At 33.6% G+C, this 18,524-nt stretch carries 14 protein-coding genes and 1 pseudogene; 11 read left to right on the top strand and 4 right to left on the bottom strand.

The features are described from left to right. The first annotated feature begins 13 nt into the window (after positions 1-13). Complete coding sequence (locus D1B32_RS20835; protein ID WP_118890349.1) at positions 14-1,021, top strand: serine hydrolase domain-containing protein; 1,008 nt, start codon at positions 14-16, stop codon at positions 1,019-1,021. Between the two features lie 322 nt (positions 1,022-1,343). Here D1B32_RS20835 and D1B32_RS20830 read toward each other — a convergent pair. From D1B32_RS20830 to D1B32_RS20815, 4 genes and pseudogenes are all read right to left on the bottom strand, one after another. Then, positions 1,344-1,943: pseudogene (locus tag D1B32_RS20830) on the bottom strand (YitT family protein); the annotation flags it as partial. 672 nt (positions 1,944-2,615) lie between these two features. Next, positions 2,616-3,434 carry a CsxC family protein gene (locus D1B32_RS20825; RefSeq protein WP_240033867.1) on the bottom strand — a complete coding sequence of 273 codons (819 nt, stop codon included), beginning with the start codon at positions 3,432-3,434 and terminating at the stop codon, positions 2,616-2,618. A 397-nt stretch (positions 3,435-3,831) separates the two neighbouring features. Next, positions 3,832-4,653 carry a CsxC family protein gene (locus D1B32_RS20820; RefSeq protein WP_240033866.1) on the bottom strand — a complete coding sequence of 274 codons (822 nt, stop codon included), beginning with the start codon at positions 4,651-4,653 and terminating at the stop codon, positions 3,832-3,834. A 125-nt stretch (positions 4,654-4,778) separates the two neighbouring features. Beyond that, a complete protein-coding gene (locus D1B32_RS20815) occupies positions 4,779-5,612 on the bottom strand; it encodes a BC_2427 family protein (RefSeq protein WP_118890348.1) in 834 nt (277 codons plus the stop codon). 539 nt (positions 5,613-6,151) lie between these two features. Between D1B32_RS20815 and D1B32_RS20810 the strand changes: the two genes are divergently transcribed. The 10 genes from D1B32_RS20810 (at position 6,152) to pseC (ending at position 18,342) form a co-directional block, all read left to right on the top strand. Next, positions 6,152-6,694 carry a hypothetical protein gene (locus D1B32_RS20810; protein WP_095314460.1) on the top strand — a complete coding sequence of 181 codons (543 nt, stop codon included), beginning with the start codon at positions 6,152-6,154 and terminating at the stop codon, positions 6,692-6,694. Between the two features lie 21 nt (positions 6,695-6,715). After that, positions 6,716-7,084 (top strand): hypothetical protein, encoded by a 369-nt coding sequence (locus D1B32_RS20805; protein ID WP_118890347.1) that lies wholly within the window; start codon positions 6,716-6,718, stop codon positions 7,082-7,084. 291 nt (positions 7,085-7,375) lie between these two features. Continuing rightward, positions 7,376-7,858: a hypothetical protein gene (locus tag D1B32_RS20800; protein ID WP_118890346.1), complete on the top strand. Its 483-nt coding sequence runs from the start codon at positions 7,376-7,378 to the stop codon at positions 7,856-7,858. 905 nt (positions 7,859-8,763) lie between these two features. Further along, the gene (locus tag D1B32_RS20795) at positions 8,764-9,762 is read left to right on the top strand and encodes an SDR family NAD(P)-dependent oxidoreductase (protein WP_118890345.1); all 999 of its coding nucleotides are present in this window, start codon (positions 8,764-8,766) and stop codon (positions 9,760-9,762) included. A gap of 18 nt (positions 9,763-9,780) precedes the next feature. Further along, entirely contained in the window at positions 9,781-11,340 is a 1,560-nt protein-coding gene (locus D1B32_RS20790; protein WP_118890344.1) for a hypothetical protein, read from the top strand. 71 nt (positions 11,341-11,411) lie between these two features. Further along, complete coding sequence (locus D1B32_RS20785) at positions 11,412-12,851, top strand: CDP-glycerol glycerophosphotransferase family protein (protein WP_118890343.1); 1,440 nt, start codon at positions 11,412-11,414, stop codon at positions 12,849-12,851. Positions 12,852-13,402: 551 nt separating this feature from the next. Further along, a complete protein-coding gene (locus tag D1B32_RS20780) occupies positions 13,403-13,990 on the top strand; it encodes a class I SAM-dependent methyltransferase (protein ID WP_240033865.1) in 588 nt (195 codons plus the stop codon). A 101-nt stretch (positions 13,991-14,091) separates the two neighbouring features. Beyond that, entirely contained in the window at positions 14,092-15,519 is a 1,428-nt protein-coding gene (locus D1B32_RS20775; protein WP_118890342.1) for a CDP-glycerol glycerophosphotransferase family protein, read from the top strand. 654 nt (positions 15,520-16,173) lie between these two features. Further along, a complete protein-coding gene (locus D1B32_RS20770) occupies positions 16,174-17,118 on the top strand; it encodes a dTDP-glucose 4,6-dehydratase (RefSeq protein ID WP_095314466.1) in 945 nt (314 codons plus the stop codon). 15 nt (positions 17,119-17,133) lie between these two features. After that, a complete protein-coding gene (gene pseC, locus D1B32_RS20765) occupies positions 17,134-18,342 on the top strand; it encodes a UDP-4-amino-4,6-dideoxy-N-acetyl-beta-L-altrosamine transaminase (protein WP_118890360.1) in 1,209 nt (402 codons plus the stop codon). The last annotated feature ends 182 nt before the right edge of the window (positions 18,343-18,524 follow it).

Below are 18,524 nucleotides of genomic sequence, written 5' to 3'. Positions count from 1 at the left end.
AAGGATTGTCTATATGAAAAATAAGCTTGTGGAATTGCAAAAAAGAAATAATTTTTCAGGAACAATTATTGTTAAAGATAGCAATGGAATGAATGTGGAGCTTAGTTCAGGTTATGCTAATCGATCAGACAAGCTGAAAAACAAACAAAATACGAGGTACGGTATTGCATCCGGCTGTAAGCTTTTCACAGCAATTGCAATTTCTCAACTTGTCCAAGCTGGTAAATTAAGTTTTGAAGAAAATTTAGAAAATACAATTGATGTTGTCTTTCCGCATTGGGATGATTCCATAACAATTCATCATTTGCTAACACATACATCCGGAATTCCAGATTACTTTGATGAAGAAGTTCTGGATGACTTTGAAGCTTTATGGAAAGAGACACCGATGTATATATTGCGTCGTCCAGCTGACTTTTTGCCACTATTTCAAGATAAGCCGATGAAAGGCAAACCAGGGGAAAGGTTTCATTATAATAATGCTGGTTATATATTATTGGGACTTGTAGTTGAAAAGGTGAGTGGGCAGCAGTTTACCGACTATGTACATGAACATATTTTTCAACGAGCTGGCATGTTGAATTCGGGGTATTTTTCTTTTGATGCACTTCCGGCAAGAACTGCCTTCGGTTATATTGATGAGGTGGATGGGTCGTGGCGCACGAATCTGTATTCTTTGCCGATTCGCGGAGGCTCAGATGGAGGTGCATTTGTCACAGCACCAGATATGATTAGGTTTTGGCATGCATTGATTCATCATGAGCTACTTGATGAATCTTTTACGAAAAAGCTATTGACACCTTTTGTTCATGAAGAAGATAGCACATATTATGGTTATGGGATATGGATAGCAAAAGAACCAGAAGGAATTGTGAAATATCACATGATGGGCTATGATCCAGGTGTTAACTTTCACTCAGCGTACTATCCAACTCATGAAATTACATTTGTTGCATGTTCCAATGTATCATCTGGTGCATATAAGGTGATGGAGGTACTAGAAGAGGTTATTAATAATTAACTTACTGTAAAAGCTAATAGTACAAAATTAATAGCAGTTGTACCAAGTAACACATCAATTATAAGACCAAGTCACACATCAATTATAAGACCAAGTCACACAATGATTTGGTCTTTTATTTTGGCTATATAACTTTTATAAAGGTATACCATCTTAAAACAACGTAGTAAATCGTAATCGTGCTAATTCTGTCATCTGATTTTTTAATATATTCTTTGTTAATCATCCATTAGTCGATACTGCATACAAGAATATGAATTCTATATCAAAACTTTTGGCAAGCAATTTGAACAGTAATAGTTACACAATGGGAAGTCTAAAAACTAGTCTTGAACCCTTCAATTGTAAAGTCAATCATTTTTGAGGCAATAAAATATGTTATTAGTGAATACATTGCTCTATCCCAACCGAAAACAAAACCTGCACTGAAAAAAATAAAAACATTAATAAACAAAACAACCTTACCAACAGAGAAGGGTGTCTTTCGATTAAGTAGAATTCCCAAAATTTCTGTACCATCAAGAGAACCACCGGACCTGATTACCATTCCAACACCAACTCCTAAAAAGGCTCCACCAAAAATTGATGCCAGTAATGGATTTTCAGTTGGAACAGGTACGTTCAATAGAAAAAGTGTTCCTAGTGATAAAACGCTTAATCCAAATAAGGTAGTTACCACAAATTTTTTACCGATTTGCCTATAACCTAAATACAGGAAGGGAACGTTTAATATCAACAAAAATAACTCTAATTTAATGCCCGTTAAATAGGACATTATTATTGAAATTCCAACGATCCCACCATCAATGATATTATTCGGAACTAAAAAAATCTCCAATCCAAATGAAACTAAAAGGGCTCCTAAAGTAACCAAAAGGGAACGTACTATTAGTTTCAATATCGGAAATTGGTTTCGTTCCATCCTGATATTTTTTAAAGGGAGGAACTTGATTATGAAGAATGCCGGTAGTAAAAAACCAACTGTTTCTCCAATGAGCGCAACAATCCTAGACCAACCATAAGGGACAATGTAACCATAGCCATCGAAAAATAAAGTTCTTGCACTTAGGTATAGTGAATTCAATAATTTTTGTGAGAATAAGCTCTGTGATTCATTAAATGAAAAGGAATTAACTAAGGTCCCAACATTTAAAATATCTAATAGAAGGTATATACAACTAAATGTGATATAAACGTTTATGTAAAGAATTAAAAAAATCAATAATACGTATACTTTTTCTTCTCTGATTAAAGAAAACATATAATTGCTTTCCTTTCTTATTAACAGGACGGGTCGTTAAAATACTATGATATAAATTCTATTCTTAATACTTGATTTTGAGAAGTAAACTTCAAAGAAACCTCTCTCACGTGTTTTTTGGCTTTGTCGCATCTTTAGACTGTTCATTGATCTTCCTCCCGCATTATTCTAATGCACATGAAATGCTTCATAAAATCAAAAAAACTACAGATTCAAAGGACTAGGATTTGTTACGTTTATCATCATAAGACAAGTTGAGCTATTACTAAGCTCAACTTGTCTTCACCAATAATTAAAAGGATTACATATTAAATCTTTTGTACTAAATAATTCCTAGCAATCGTTTTCGTGTCTGTTTGCAGCGACTCCACCATTAAGTGGAATTTGTTGAACCTGTAACACTTTTAAAGTAAGGTCGGTAACGATTTTTTCACGTAATTTGTTAAAACTGTCGTTATTAGAGCATTTGCCTTTGTGTGAGTCAAATGAATGTGGAGAAAAGTCAAGTTCAAAGAATTCCGCGCTAATAAGTTCACAGAATGGCTGTTCATTGTAAATGACACTATTTTGGAAGTAGTATTTATCCAAACGAGGAGATTCTCCGTGTTTAGGATCAAGAAATTGTGCTCTTCTTTGCTCTCCAAAGCCGAAAATCGGTAAATTCATTAGATCACCAGTTAAATCTGCAAAACCAGAAAATGGAACCTTGGCTGTTAAAGTACGTAGTGCGCTATTACAGCCATATGGTGCGTACTCGATGTTTTTACGAATATACCCTTCTACGAATAACTTGGCTCCTTCAGAAGTGAAGAATCCTGAGTCGTTTATTTCTGTAAATGGACCTACAGGAACGAGTTTGCATTGTGTTAAGAAAACATCCTTTAATACTCTTTTAATTTCCGTTGCTGGCGGATCAAGCGGAATGTCAGCTTCTACTACCACTTGAAGCGTTGTCTCAGCTAGAACAAGCGGGACTTTAATAAGTGCACCAGTTAGATCTGGATTAACGACAGGAGTAGCTGGAGTATCCTGAAGTTGAACCTCTGTACGTGCTTTAACATCACAGTTTACTTTACCGGGATCTGGAGCCTTCTTCGTGTTATTTCTATTCACGATAGTATTATTTAAATAGCTTTTACCAAAGCCTACCATAATAAAAATTCCTCCTATTTATTATTGTTAATAGTCTATTACCTTTACATTAATAAGATATTCGATTAGTAAGATTATGACTAGACTAATAATAGGAGTCAATCGTTGATTTTTATTAGTAAATTGAAATTTCATCATCTCAGATTCTATGGAATTTATTAAGTTGAACTAAAGGCCTACTCCAAAAAATAATTTTTAATCATTCTTATGGTGACAATTAATAGCAATAAGAAATAGCATTGGCTCTTGAATAAAGCCTTCGATAAATACATCATTTGACCTTGTCCGTTCCATCAATACATGTAATCATAAAACAAGTTGAGCCATTACTAAGCTCAACTTGTTTTCACCAATAATTAAATGGCATATTTATTAATCTTTTTGTGTTAAATAAATCTTAGCAATCGTCTTCGTGTCTGTTTCCAGCGACTCCGCCACCATTAAGTGGAATTTGTTGAACTTGTAACACTTTTAAAGTAAGATCGGTAACGATTTTTTCCCGTAATTTGTTAAAACTGTCGTTATTAGAGCATTTGCCTTTGTGTGAGTCAAATGAATTCGGAGAAAAGTCAAGCTCAAAGAATTCCGCGCTAATAAGTTCACAGAATGGCTGTTCATTGTAAACGACACTATTCTGGAAGTAATATTTATCCAAACGAGGAGATTCTCCATGTTTAGGATCAAGAAATTGTGCTCTTCTTTGCTCTCCAAAGCCGAAAATCGGTAAATTCATCAGATCACCAGTTAAATCTGCAAAACCGGAAAATGGAACCTTGGCTGTTAAAGTACGTAATGCGCTATTACAGCCTTTTGGTGCGTACTCGATGTTTTTACGGATATATCCTTCTATGAATAACTTAGCTCCTTCAGAAGTGAAGAATCCTGAGTCGTTTATTTCTGTAAATGGACCTACAGGAACGAGTTTACATTGTGTTAAGAAGACATCCTTTAATACTCTTTTAATTTCACATGCTGGCGGATCAAGCGGAATGTCAGCTTCTACTACGACTTGAAGTGTTGTCTCAGCTAGAACAAGCGGGACTTTAATAAACGCACCAGTTAAATCTGGATTAACGACAGGAGTAGCGGGAGTATCTGGAAGTTGAACCTCTGTACGCGCTTTAACTCCACAATTTACTTTGCCGGGATCTGAAGCTTTCTTCGTGTAATTTCTATTCACGATAGTATTATTTAAATAGCTTTGACCAAAACCTACCATAATAAAATTCCTCCTATTTATTATTGTTAACAATCTAGTAGTTTTACATTAATAAGATATTCGGTAAGTAGAATTATGAATGGACAAATAGTAAGAGTTTAACGTGGAATTTTATTATGGCAATCTTAGAATTGAACTAATTGCAGCAATTGAATCTTTAGATCTACCGCTATTTTCTGATCTACTCGATAATAAACTTTTTTTAACCATTCCCTTGGTGACATCTTTTCCCAATTAATTGCCGGGAGATATTCCATTGATTCTTGAATAAAGCCTTCAATAAATAAGACGCCATTTGAAGCTGTCCGTTTCGTTTGATCTGACGAATAATTGAATTTGGAAGGTAAGAATTTACAATTTGTCAATACAACCTCTGTTGAAACTTCCAAAATCTCCATGATTCCTTTATCCATTAATGTGTTTTCCTCTAATGCGATTTCAATATCATATTCCCCAAGTACTATTGGAATAAGAAACTTTGCATATGGAAATGCATTCCTAAAAACGTCATGCTCTTCTAGTGAGTTTGATTTCTGTTTAAAAGGTTTCGTTATTTCTTGCTGGATGTTGTTACTATTCTTAGATACTTTAGAAGACTCTTTATTTAAATTCATCATTGCATGTACGTTAGAAAAAGCCAATCTGCCATATGGCTGCTCATGATAATAAGTGGATGTATTAAGGTGATATGTCTCAAAGTCAGGATTCATCCCAGTTTGATCTTTGAAGTTAAATGAACGCTCTGCTGTATGAACGAAAATTGGCTGTTGAAGGAAATCGTCAATTTTTATATAAGTGGAAAATGGAACTTTAATGTGTTTCACTTGGTTACCAATAGATGTATTATACCCTGCTAAAACAGTGTTTTTGTTAACATTATTATGGTTAGATATCTCTACTGCTTTTGTATTGTTTGTTGCAGAGAGAGACGTAATCTGATAATTATTATTAAATTTCATTTCAATTTCACTCCTTGAACAATCCTGTTTGCCTACTATTTATTTATGCAGTTAATCATCTTTCGTCCCTGTTTACACGAATTTTAGCTCGTCCAAAACGGGCTGTAAGAGTGAAGGACGGTTAGAAGCAGAATTTGAGTATGAGATGTAAGAAAAAATTTAACCGTTTGTAAAAAAGCTCCGTGATTTTACTTCTTGTGGATATTATAAAATTGAGGTTAGTGGTGTATGAAACTATATTATGAATTATCAATCTGGTGGTCATTGCTGTCACAACACTGAGTGGTTTAAATGGGATAACAAACATCTCTCAGAGAGCTAGAACAGATGATAATCTCACCCATACAACAAAATGAGAAGCTGAACTAGAGCATTATCTCAGTTTCGTGTGTTTTGCAAAAAGTGGCCATTATTGAACGACACCTACCAGGTAATCTGACTACTATAACGATAATATTTTTCTAGTTTGCAGCATATGTTTAAAGAGAGAAATCACATTTCTACTTTTTCCATCAATACAAAAGGGAGGATTGTTTGTTATGGTTACGAATACGGATTTAAAAATTAGGTTTTCCCAGCTGGAAGCTGAATTAGGACAAACCCAGAATTATATAAAGGAAAAGTTAAAAAATCTTAATAAATCAAGCTTCGAAGGTGCAGCATTCTGTTATTTTAATCAAACTGTCGTATTGGATTATGAGCAGTATTCAACACATCAAATTACTGGAGATTTTCACATAAAAAACTTGTCAGCAACTCCAGTGGAATTACCAAGAATACTTCTCAAAATTACTACAGAAGATGAATTTAAGTTTACTGGAAAATATAAGTCGTCTAACCAAAATCAACAAACCCATAATTTTGAATGGGAGCGTATTGAATTAGGAAATGTTGACCCAATTACCCATTACTTATTAAAGCCTGTCCAAGCAAAAGAAATTTACCCTACTGAGCAATTGTCATTTCAGGACTTTCAAATCATCATTCCATTCGGTACTACTATACGTGTTGACGGTTTTGTTTATTTTGAAGGGAAGCAAGATGGTATCTCTGCAATTAATTCCATTAATATTGCAGGTTAAAAGAAGGAGAGGGAAGTTGAAGTGAATCATAAAATAAAAGAATTATTGGAACGTTCAGTTATTAAAATGCTTGAAGAAGAATTAGAAAATAGTCCATCGGTAATGTCCAGTAGCGATGGCAAAACAATAGTAACGATGAAACAGAATAGTATGGTTTCTCTCTTGCTTTATCTTCATTTAATCAATAGGGAGAGTGTACAAAGCAATCATAAAGAGAGTCATAACAATGTGGATGAAACAAAAGTCATGAATGAAACTGCTTCTGAATCTGGAGTTAAGGATATGAATGATGAAGAGACAGAGGATTTATTTCAGATAATTAATGATTTACAACAAAAAAATAACAACTTTCATCAGGAAATAGCTGATTATTTTAAAGATAAAACATAATAATTGATTGTTTGCTTGTCGCTTCTGCTCAAAAGATCGTCATGATCACCTTGGGGCAGATTTTTTTGTGTTGATAAAACTTCTCTTATGTTTTAAAAGTTGAATAACGTAGTCTTTAATCTTATAAATTCAAATTATCTGGTTTAATCCTCTCAAGAATTTGTCACGGCAAATAATCCTACTTCATTGTGGATTTTCGTAAAAATTATTACAAAACTAGACGTATACACGGGCAAATTAATTATAGTCGCGTAACTATGTAAAGAGGATCAAAAGGGGTGGGTGAAGCAGTTGAAATATAATCGTGTTATGCATTTAGAAAGAACTTCTTCCGGCAGATTTCGTGAGGTAAGAAATCCAGTGGTACGTAGTACACAAACGAAAGGACAGCAGGAGGATAATAGTATGTCGGAACTATACGATAAAGTGAAAGGAATTATGAAAACCTTAAATACGTCAGAGGTTAAATTAGCTGGAAATATGGCTAAAGATTATATCAAACAATTTTTCCAAAATGATTCAATAAGTCAGGAGGAACAATACTCGGAAGAAGAGGATGAACATAAATCACAGCAAGAGACAGAGTCAATCGATGAAGATAAAAGCCAGCAAAAAATAGCATCCAAGGATGTTATTTTGATAATGTTACGCCATGCTTTAGATGACCCTGCGGTGCAAGAACAGATTAGACACTATATTAGGAAGCTAGGAAACGATGAGGAAAGGTTTAATCAGTTGATATTGATTATGTCAGATATACTTCAAAAGAAATAAGTTATGAAAAGGAGTCTTAAGGTCACTTCTTACTTTATGAGCTATACTGGATAGCTATAAAATAATAAAGTTTATTTTATTTTATTATAGATTGATAAACTTTTCCTGTAAGAGTGTCTCCACTAAACTAGTTGAATACAGTTTTCCAATGAAGCTATGTTAAGCAGCTTCTTTTTTTATGGTTACATGCTTTGTAGAAACTGCATAAACCAAGTGTGTGAGAAATTGCTTTTAGGGGCAAATGATTCCTTATGGCAGAAAGCTCTGTTGTGCTTGAAGTTGTTAATTTCACATATCATCAACCACTGCTATTATAACTTAAATTTTCTCTGCTTCTAAATATTCATAGAACCGATTCCCTTCTATTAGGAGGATCGATTTTGAGCCAAAATGATATGAACAGTTGTCCGTGTTAATAAAACACTTGATGAGGTGTATATTTTAAATTCCCACAAGCGTTTTACTGAACGTTTAATATAATTTTTAAATATATCAAGGTGCCTATTTGAATTTTATATAGTATTAATGAAAAGAAACAACGACCAAATTACATATGCAATGCTGGGAAATCCGCACATATATAAGAAAAAAAGTGATTAATAGGTTAGAGTCTTTAACTCATATTCTCTTTATGAATATATATAGTATCACACTGTACAAGACTAAAATTGTTTAAAGTGCATCATAAATTTAGTGAAAATAATAGAAAAATTCAACATAGCACAGCGTATGCGCTAGATTGTAAGCTCGAAGGGAGCCAAAGACTTTCGCAGACCATGGACGATTTTGATTTTAGCAGATATATTTTGAGATTAACTTAGAACTTTGCTGTGTTATTTTTACCGTATTTATGGAATCACCTATGGCAGTATACGAATATTTAAATAAAGAGAGTAGGAACTAATGTGTATTTTAGTGAAAAAAAAGTATTGGTTATCGGAGGTACCGGAACGATAGGTAAAAGTATAGTGCAATCGATCATGAAAGAAAATCCAACATTAATAAAAATATTTAGCAGAGATGAATTTAAGCAGCACAAACTTCGATATGAGCTAGATAATAATGAAAAATTACGGTTGGTAATTGGAGATATTCGTGATTATGATAGCTTGTTTGCTGCTATGCATGATATTGATTATGTATTGCATTTAGCAGCAATGAAGCATGTTGATCTGTGTGAATACAATCCATATGAAGCTATTAAAACGAATGTACAGGGAACTAATAATGTAATTAAAGCTGCAATTTCACAAAACGTAAAAAAAGTAGTGTTTACGAGTTCAGATAAAGCTATTTCTCCTACTAATACGTATGGTGCGACTAAACTTATTGCAGAACGGTTAATTTCTTCTACTGAATATAGCACAAACGGGAAACAGACGATATTCGCAAGTGTTCGATTTGGTAATGTAATGGGATCAAGAGGTTCAGTAATCCCACTTTTTAAGGAGCAAATTCTTAAAAATAGGAAAATTACAGTTACTGATAAGGATATGACTCGTTTTATGATGTCGTTGAATCAGGCCACACAGTTGACAATAAAGGCTTTGAAAGAAGCAAAAGGTGGGGAGGTTTTTGTATTAAAAATGCCTGTTATTAGACTAGGAGATTTAGCTGATATTTTAATAGGAGAAACATGTAAAGAACACGATATGAAAATGGATGAAATTAATGTTGAGGTGATGGGGTTGCGACCAGGGGAAAAAATGTATGAAGAATTGATGACCTACGATGAGTCTAGGGAGGCTTGGGAATTAAAAGATATGTATATTATTCCAGGAACTGAAAAGGTAAGATACAACAATGCGAAAAAGTGTAATCATGGAACATACAGTTCGATGAATCAAGCACCATTAAACGTTAATGAATTACGTGAATTGCTAAAGGAAGAAGAACTAATTTAAAGGAGGTTATGAAGTCATATGGATACTTTTGTGAAAAATTATTGGTCTTTATACCTTGACTTTCTAAAGGATTTTGAGAAGTTAAATTATAAAGGTTTTTCATTACCGTATTTATGTCATTTGCCTAGCTTTATTATAAACAGAGAACCAATTTGGGAGGAACTGCAGGATGCTAAGTTTGCTAGAAAGTTAAAAAATCAAGTTAATGATCAAAGTGAATTTCAAGAGGTATTTAATAAGTTTGTATACTCACACAAGAAAAAAGCATCTGTGAAAAATAAGGATGGTAAAGTAGTATTACATGTTGACAAATTGCTCCGTTTTCCACAGGATACAGTTACCGATTATTTTGATCCGTCGAATACAATCCAATTATTTTCAACTGGCAAAAGTAAGGGCCAAAAGGCTAAGCCACCAGCCGCAGCCGTTAGCAAGACTAAAGGAAATAAACCTGAATCAACAACTAAAATTAAGAAGAAGAAAAAAGCTGTACCTCTATCAAACACCATAATTATAAAAAAAGAAAATGTAAAGAGAAAGAATGTTGTAAGACCAAACAAAATAATGAATAAGTTACCCGTATATTACTTTAATAATTACGCAACGAATACAGAAAAAGTGGTCTCACAAGTTCAAAACCAGGCAAAAGTTATGCTTAAAGCTTATAAAAATCATCATCTCTATAAGCATAATCAATTTCAAGAATGGTTGCTAAATAATATAGCAACGGTTATTAATCAAATTGAAATGTCGATAAACTTTCTGAATGATGTTTCTGTCTCTTGTATTGTTGTATCAACAACGCATAGTTATAAAAGTCGGGTATTAGCTTTAGTAGCAGCAAAAAAAGGAATACCTACTATTTGTATGCAGCACGGAATTATTTCGAGTGAACTTGGTTATATACCGAAAATTGCCACAATTGATGCTGTATACGGGAACTTTGAAAGAGACTGGTTTAAAAAAATAGGCTCACCTGGTAAATCACTTGAAATTATTGGTCACCCTAGATTTGACCAGGTATATAAACGTTCTGTTATTACTCGGGATAAGTTCAATCGTACATTAGGATTGAATCCAAATAGACAGACATTAATGATTGTTGTCAGAGGAGACAAAGATAATAACAGTTGGAGATCATTAATTAAAACAATCTCCAAAAAAGTTAATCTTAATATAGTAATTAAGAATTATCCAAGTAAAAAACCTCATGCTTTAACAAAAGAATTCCCATTTGTTTATTCAACGCAGGGTTATAATATTTATGACATATTCCCTAATGTTGATGCTGTGGTTGCTTATTCTTCTACAGTAGGTTTGGAAGCAATGTTAGCAAAGAAGCCCGTATTTATCTTAGAGGAGACCTTCGTCGGCTATACAGGATATTATACAAGTCTTGGTAATTTGGTTCAGTCAGATGCAAGAAAATTAGGTGATGAAGTAAGGAAATACTTTACAGATGTTCAGTCAAGAAGCTACGCAGAGAATAAGAGGAACAAGTTTCTTCGATACGCGTACCCGAGTTCCACCAAGTCTGGGGAGCGATTGAAAAACTTGATTAATAGGCTGATAAGTTAAAAGTAGATGTACGCTTTCCGAGATCTAACTTGGTGGATTCCAACAGTTTAGGAATACAAAGGAGTAATCGAATGAATACAACTTCACGTAATTATTGGTCATTGTATGTAGAGTTTTTAGAAGCCTTTAAGGATTTAAAGTATAAAGGGTTTTCTATCCCCTACTTATGTCATTTTCGTAGTCTGAATCATAGAAATAATTATATCTGGGAACATTTATCATCAGAGGAATTTATAAAATCTTTATCGCATGAAGTGAAAGATAAAAAAACAATGCAACAAATTTTCAGTTCATATAAACAAACCCACATAAACCGAAAAGGCAGCAAATTATTCAAGAAGGCAAGCCATGCAAATGGAAAAGTAGTTTTATATGATGTCTATAATTTGATGCGTTTTCCGAAAGAGATAATGACAAAACATTTTCCTTCTGCAGACACTATTTTTCTTCAAGACTATAACCCTAAGGAACAGCCGAAAGTAATTGAAGGTATTCCAGAAGCAGGGATTCCCTCTCATTATTTAGATGAATACAGGGTTAATGTAAGTTCGAATATCCAAATTTTAAAAGGTAAAGTGGATGAAATTATATCGACTTACACCGATCATCCAATGTTTAATAACGAAACATTCAAACAATATTTTTATATGCAAATAGAGGGTATAGTCAATCGTATTGAGGAGACCAATAGGTATTTTAGAATGAATCCAGTCTCCTGTATTGTTTTTTCTTCTACACATTATTACCAGAGTAGAACAATTGCCATGGTCGCAGCTGAGATGGGAATTCCTACGATATGTATGCAGCATGGCATTATTGGAGATGAAATTGGTTACATGCCCAAGATAGCGGATGTAGATGCTGTTTATTCAAACTTTGAAGTCAACTGGTTTAAGCAATTAGGTTTATCGGATCAAGCTGTAGAAATAATTGGACATCCAAGGTTTGATGCTATTCATCAAGGTCCTTCTATCTCTAAAAATGAGCTCGAAAAACAATTAGAATTAAAGCCAAATAAGAAAATGATATTAATGATTGTCAGGGGTAAAATACAAATGGAGAAATGGGAAACTTTCATTGATAATTTTGATGGTATAGACAATTATAATATTGTCATTAAAGATTTTCGGTACTTGAAGCCACATGAACTGACTGCTAAATCTCCCGACGTCTATCCATCTAAACACTTTCAATTATATGATTTAATTCATCATAGTGACTTAGTCGTTTCTTATATTTCTACTGTAGGATTAGAGGCTATGATTGCTAAAAAGCCAGTTTTTGTTTTGTCCACCCCTTTTCCGACGTATACCGGTTATTTTGACTTTTTAGGTGAATTAGCACAACCAGACCCTTTAATAATCACTGAAATGATCAATAATTATTTTATAGATGAAAAGTTTAAAGAGCTAGTTGAAGAAAAACGAGAAGCATTTTTATCCCAAGCATATCCTGCAGCGAAACCCTCTGGTGATAGGCTGGTCGACTTAATTAATCGGTTGGCAAATTAGGGTATAGGTACTTCTAGTTCAACTTCACTATCTAATTTGTGAAAAGTAAGGGGTTAACCAATTGGAACAGAATTATTAATCCTCATATAGAGACTTTGTGAAATTCTTAAATGATTAAATTAGTTATAGCAGATACAGAGATAATCCTAGCAAATTAGTGAAAGCTCTGACAACCGATTTAGAAGCTAAATTTAACGTTAAAAAAGTGGAAAAAATGAAAGATGATTTTATTGCTTATAAATACTATGATCCATCAAGGACACCCGTTGATAAATTGAAAGCATTATTTCACAAGCTACTTTATAAAAATGATTTAGCTCTCAATATCTTTAGGGATAGAGGGCTTTTTTGAAAAAGTAATGGCTTTTTCAAACAATATTTTTAGGAAACTAAAAAATATGACCAACAAGCCTATTAAACCATTTTATCAAACCAATAAAATGAGGATAAGTCGATCATTTTTAGGTTGTTACCCTCTATCATATGCCAATACGCTTTCTTTTTTTTTACATATTATATTGTATCCTGTATGAAAAAGTGGAGGTATTAACGTGACAGAATCAAAACTTAACGAAATTCATGATCATTGGGTTAAAAACAGTACTCCAATGAGATATGCGAATAAACTGGAAAGAAGCGAGTTTTTATTGAAGTATGTAGAAAAATATGTAGAGAAAAAGGGAAAGGTTCTTGAGATTGGCTGTAACGTTGGTCGTAATCTGAATCACCTCTATGAGCATGGTTATAAAGGAATGACTGGCATTGAAATTAGTCAAGAAGCGGCTACATGTCTACAGGAAATGTACCCAAAACTTGCGGACGATGCGGTAATTATTAATTCTCCAGTAGAGGATGTAATTAAAAAGTTTCTTCCTGATACTTTTAACTTAGTATTTTCGATGGCAGTTTTTGAACATATCCATCCAGACAGTGAGTGGATTTTTGAGGAAATAGCTAGAATTACAGGGGATTACCTAATAACCGTTGAAGCAGAAAAAACTTCACATTGGCACATTTTTGCAAGAAACTATAAGAAAATTTTCGAAAATTTTGGTTTTAAACAGGTGGCGGAAAGTAACTGTAAAGAAGCTGGTTTAGAACTCTATACGCTTCGTGTATTTAAAAAAGTAAGAAAATAACTTTTCTTACTCCCACAAGAGAATACGTATTGAACAGCGTAATTGCTGTTGATTTTGAGTTGAAAATGTCATCGAGGGATATATTGATATAGGAGGATACTATGAATACCTATGTAAAAAATTACTGGTCACTATACCTTGATTTTCTTCGCGACTTTCAAAAGTTGAATTATAGAGGATTTTCCTTATCATTTATATGTCATTTTCCTAGTTTAATCCGAAAAAATACAGAGCTTTGGAAGGATTTGTATGATGATAAATTCACAGCACGATTAAAAAATGAGGTGAAAGATCAACAGGAAATTCAGGAGGTATTTAATAACTACATGCAGTCTCATAAGAAAAAACAATTAGTCAAAGGTAAAAACGGAAAAATAGTAGTAAATTATGATACAATACTCCGGTTTCCGGCAAAGACATTCGATGATTATTTTGATCGCTCAAAAACAATGATTGTAATGGCGGGCAGTAAAAACAATAAAAAAAAATCTAGTAGTGGTGTTACAAAGAGAACGCTATTTAATCTTCAAGTCAACTATTTAAGTAACTATAAAATAGATACAAAAAAGGCTATAATTAGGCTGCAAAATCAAGCGAAATCCATGTTCAAAACCTATAAAAATCACCATCTATATAAGGATGCAAATTTCCAAACGTTATTCTTGAAAAAAATAGCTGAAATAGTAAATTGTATTGAACGGTCCATTCATTTTTATGATGAAGTTCTTGTCTCTTGTTTACTTGTAGCTAGTACGCATAGTTATATAAGTCGTATCTTATTGTTAGTTGCTGCGGAAAGGGGCATACCAACTATTTGTATACAGCATGGAATCCTTGCAAATGAGTTTGGTTTTATACCTAAAATCGCTACGATTGATGCTGTATATGGCAATTATGAGGTGGAATGGTATAAGCGATTGGGTGTCTCAAAAAAAACTGTTGCCATTACTGGGCATCCAAGATTTGATCAAGCATTTCAGCCATCCACAGTAAAAAAGTCTACGTTTTATAAACAACTAGGGCTTGATAAAAATAAAAAAACAATAATGATTGTCGTTAGGGGGAATCGCGATATTGCTAAATGGAGGATCTTAATTGATACAATTTCTAAAAGACTACATTTAAATATAGTGATTAAAGACTATCCTATTAAAACTCCACACGATCTCACTAAAGAGTTTCCATTTGTTTATTCATCACAAGACTACGATTTATATGACATCCTTCCAAATGTTGACGTTATCGTTTCTTATCCTTCTACAGTGTGCTTAGAAACTATGCTTGCAAAAAAACCTTTATTTGTATTGGAAAAGAAATTACCAAGTTATACAGGTTATTATAATAGTTTGGATGATTTGGTTCAAAAAGATCCTAAAAAGTTAGGAGAATTAGTAATAAAATATTTCACTGATTTAAACTATAAAAATAAAGTAGAAGAGAAAAAAGAAAATTTCCTTCGTGTTGCTTATCCTGATTTCAGCATGTCTGGTGAACGACTAAAAAGGTTAATTAGTAGGCTAATAAGCTAGGGTTTAATTAGGAAGTCACCATTTTTATTCATGTTTACTCATATACTGATGTAAGTGCAAGCAAGAAATGGAGCTAAATGATGTATCAAGATATTTGGGCAATAGGGGAAGGTAATACAAAAGAAAAGCAGAGAATTCGAGAAAAGGCATAATTTTATAAAACAGTCATTAGAATGATAAGAAAGAAGCTGATTGTGTCCATTTACTGGATTCAGTTAGCTTTTACTTTAGATGGTTTGATTTTTGGCATTTCTCTTTCGTTGTTTTTAAAACCATTAAAGATTTTTATGTGCATTCTTTGTGATATGTTCTCAGGTTAACAGTTTTCCAGGGCTAAGGTGTTAGTTTTTTGAAACTGAGGATGTCAATCCATCGTCTTAATAAAAACAAACAAGCTTGTATAATTTTAAATTGAATGACCGGTAATAGTTATTCAGTGAAGATTAATTAATGTCGGATTCACGATGTATTTTTTATTTATAATTGCATGATAAATATATCACTAAGCATAATATTCTATTCTATATAAATTGATCTGGATATCACCAGTCTCCCAAGACCTTTTCAAATAGTTGAACTTTAAGTTGAACCCGAACATATTTTGTCAGCTGTAAATATGATGTTTTAGAGGGGTTTTATGAAAGGGTGAAGGTATTGAAAATTCTTGTAACAGGCGGTGCGGGATTCATCGGAAGATGGGTAGTCGACCGACTATTAAAAGATGGTCATCAAGTATGGGTCTTGGATGATCTTTCAAATGGACGCATAGAAAATGTAAAGGATATGAGAAACGAAAAGAATTTTATGGAGTTTATCAATGGAGATATAAAAGATATTCGCATTCTCAATCATTTGTTCATCAATAAGTTTGATATTTGTTATCACTTAGCTGCGAGTATAAATGTGCAAGATAGTATTGATGATCCGCGAACTACTTTCAATAACGATGTAATTGGCACCTTCAATATTCTGGAGCAATGTAAAAAAAATGATGTAAAGGTTGTATTTATGAGCACATGTATGGTGTATGAACGTGCTTGGAGTGAAGAGGGAATAAATGAAGCGAATGCGGTTAAACCCGCTTCACCATACGCCGGATCGAAACTGGCTGCAGAAAATATGGTGTTGTCTTATTATTATGCCTACGATCTTCCCGTAACAATTATACGTCCATTCAATACGTATGGACCATATCAAAAAACAGGGGGAGAAGGCGGGGTGGTCGCAATCTTTTTAAAAAACAAGTTAGCTGGTAAGCCATTGCAAATATATGGTGATGGAAAACAAACCCGCGACTTGCTGTATGTAGAAGACTGTGCACGCTTTGTTGTTGAATCTGGTTATTCTAACAAAGTAGATGGCGAAATTGTTAATGCCGGTCTTGGCAAAGATATCAGTATAAATGCTTTAGCAAAGTTAATGGTTGAGGATGAAGACCATATTAAACATATCACGCATATCCATCCTCAGAGTGAAATACCGAAATTGTTATGTGATTACAGTAAAGCTAAGAAACTATTGAACTGGGAACCAAAATATAGTTTAGAAGAAGGGATTAAAAAGACAGAAGAATGGATTAAAACAACGAATCTAATCTAAAGGAAGGAGTAAATGATGAATAAAAAAGAAGAATTAGCACTTAATGGCGGCACTCCAATAAGAGATTCCTATTTGCCGTATGGCAAGCAGTGTATTGATGATGAAGATATTAAAGCCGTAAACAATGTATTAAAAAGTGATTTTATTACAACTGGACCAGCCATTTCTCAATTTGAGAAGGAGATTGCGGATTTTGTAGGAGCAAAATATGCAGTAGCATTCTCCAGTGGTACTGCAGCATTACATGCTGCGTGCTTTGCGGCAGGAGTCAAAGACAATGATGAAGTGATAACCACACCTATGACTTTCGCAGCAAGCTCTAATTGTATTCTGTACGTTGGAGGTCAGCCGGTATTTGCAGACATCGATCCCAAAACCTATAATATATCCCCTAAGTCCATTAAATCCCTTATCACAGAAAAAACCAAAGCGATAATAACAGTTGACTTTACTGGTCAACCAGCGGAGTATGATGAAATTATTTCGCTGGCAAAAAAATATGGACTTATTATCATTGATGATGCTGCGCATGCATTAGGTGCTACCTACAAAGATAGGCGTATCGGATCCATTGGTGATATGACGATGTTCAGTTTTCACCCTGTAAAACACATTACTACAGGTGAAGGTGGAATTATCACGACGTGCAATGAAGATTATTATGAAAGGTTGCAACTGTTTAGAAGTCATGGAATAACTCGTGATTCCTCGAAGCTAAAAAACAACCAGGGACCTTGGTATTATGAAATGCAAGAACTGGGATATAATTACCGGATGACAGACATTCAAGCAGCGTTAGGTTCAAATCAGCTTAAAAAGTTAAGCAGATTTCTTGAAAAAAGAAAAGAGTATGCGAAAAAATATACTGAAGCTTTTTCAGGTATAGACGCAATTACAACTCCATATCAGCAAGATGAATGTATTTCTAGCTGGCATTTATATATTGTTCGATTGGATACAGAGAAATTAAAAACAAATCGGCTCGAAATATTTAAAGCTTTACAAATGGAGAATATTGGGGTGAACGTTCATTACATTCCGGTACATTTGCATCCATATTATCAACAGTTGGGTTACAAAAATGGTTTGTGCCCTAATGCTGAAAAAATATATGAAGAAATCATAACACTACCATTGTTTCCGACAATGTCTGAACAAGACCATTATGATGTAATAGCTGGAGTGAAAAAGGTAATTTCCTATTATTCTGGTGACCTGAGGTAAGAAAATGAAGGTGGTACAGTAGTAGCAACTATCAAAGCTTCGAAGAGTTCATCTCAATTATCCAGAAAAGTTTTTAAACAAATACTTGGGGTCTCTGTGAGTATCATTGAGATATAAATAACACTTAGTGTTAAATCTCGACTTTCTTCAATAAAATCCCAAAGTTTTGTCTGCTATTAAAC

The sequence above is a fragment of the Oceanobacillus profundus genome, from assembly GCF_003515705.1.
GTDB lineage: Bacteria > Bacillota > Bacilli > Bacillales > Amphibacillaceae > Oceanobacillus > Oceanobacillus profundus.
Note: the sequence above shows the minus strand (reverse complement) of the source record. Positions and strands in the feature narration are given on the sequence as shown.

Bases quoted from the DNA above. Each gene is read 5' to 3' on its own strand.
- D1B32_RS20835 (WP_118890349.1), top strand. From the start codon at position 14: ATGAAAAATAAGCTTGTGGAATTGCAAAAAAGAAATAATTTTTCAGGA.
- D1B32_RS20825 (WP_240033867.1), bottom strand. From the start codon at position 3,434: ATGGTAGGCTTTGGTAAAAGCTATTTAAATAATACTATCGTGAATAGA.
- D1B32_RS20820 (WP_240033866.1), bottom strand. From the start codon at position 4,653: ATGGTAGGTTTTGGTCAAAGCTATTTAAATAATACTATCGTGAATAGA.
- D1B32_RS20815 (WP_118890348.1), bottom strand. From the start codon at position 5,612: ATGAAATTTAATAATAATTATCAGATTACGTCTCTCTCTGCAACAAAC.
- D1B32_RS20810 (WP_095314460.1), top strand. From the start codon at position 6,152: ATGGTTACGAATACGGATTTAAAAATTAGGTTTTCCCAGCTGGAAGCT.
- D1B32_RS20790 (WP_118890344.1), top strand. From the start codon at position 9,781: ATGGATACTTTTGTGAAAAATTATTGGTCTTTATACCTTGACTTTCTA.
- D1B32_RS20785 (WP_118890343.1), top strand. From the start codon at position 11,412: ATGAATACAACTTCACGTAATTATTGGTCATTGTATGTAGAGTTTTTA.
- D1B32_RS20775 (WP_118890342.1), top strand. From the start codon at position 14,092: ATGAATACCTATGTAAAAAATTACTGGTCACTATACCTTGATTTTCTT.
- pseC (WP_118890360.1), top strand. From the start codon at position 17,134: ATGAATAAAAAAGAAGAATTAGCACTTAATGGCGGCACTCCAATAAGA.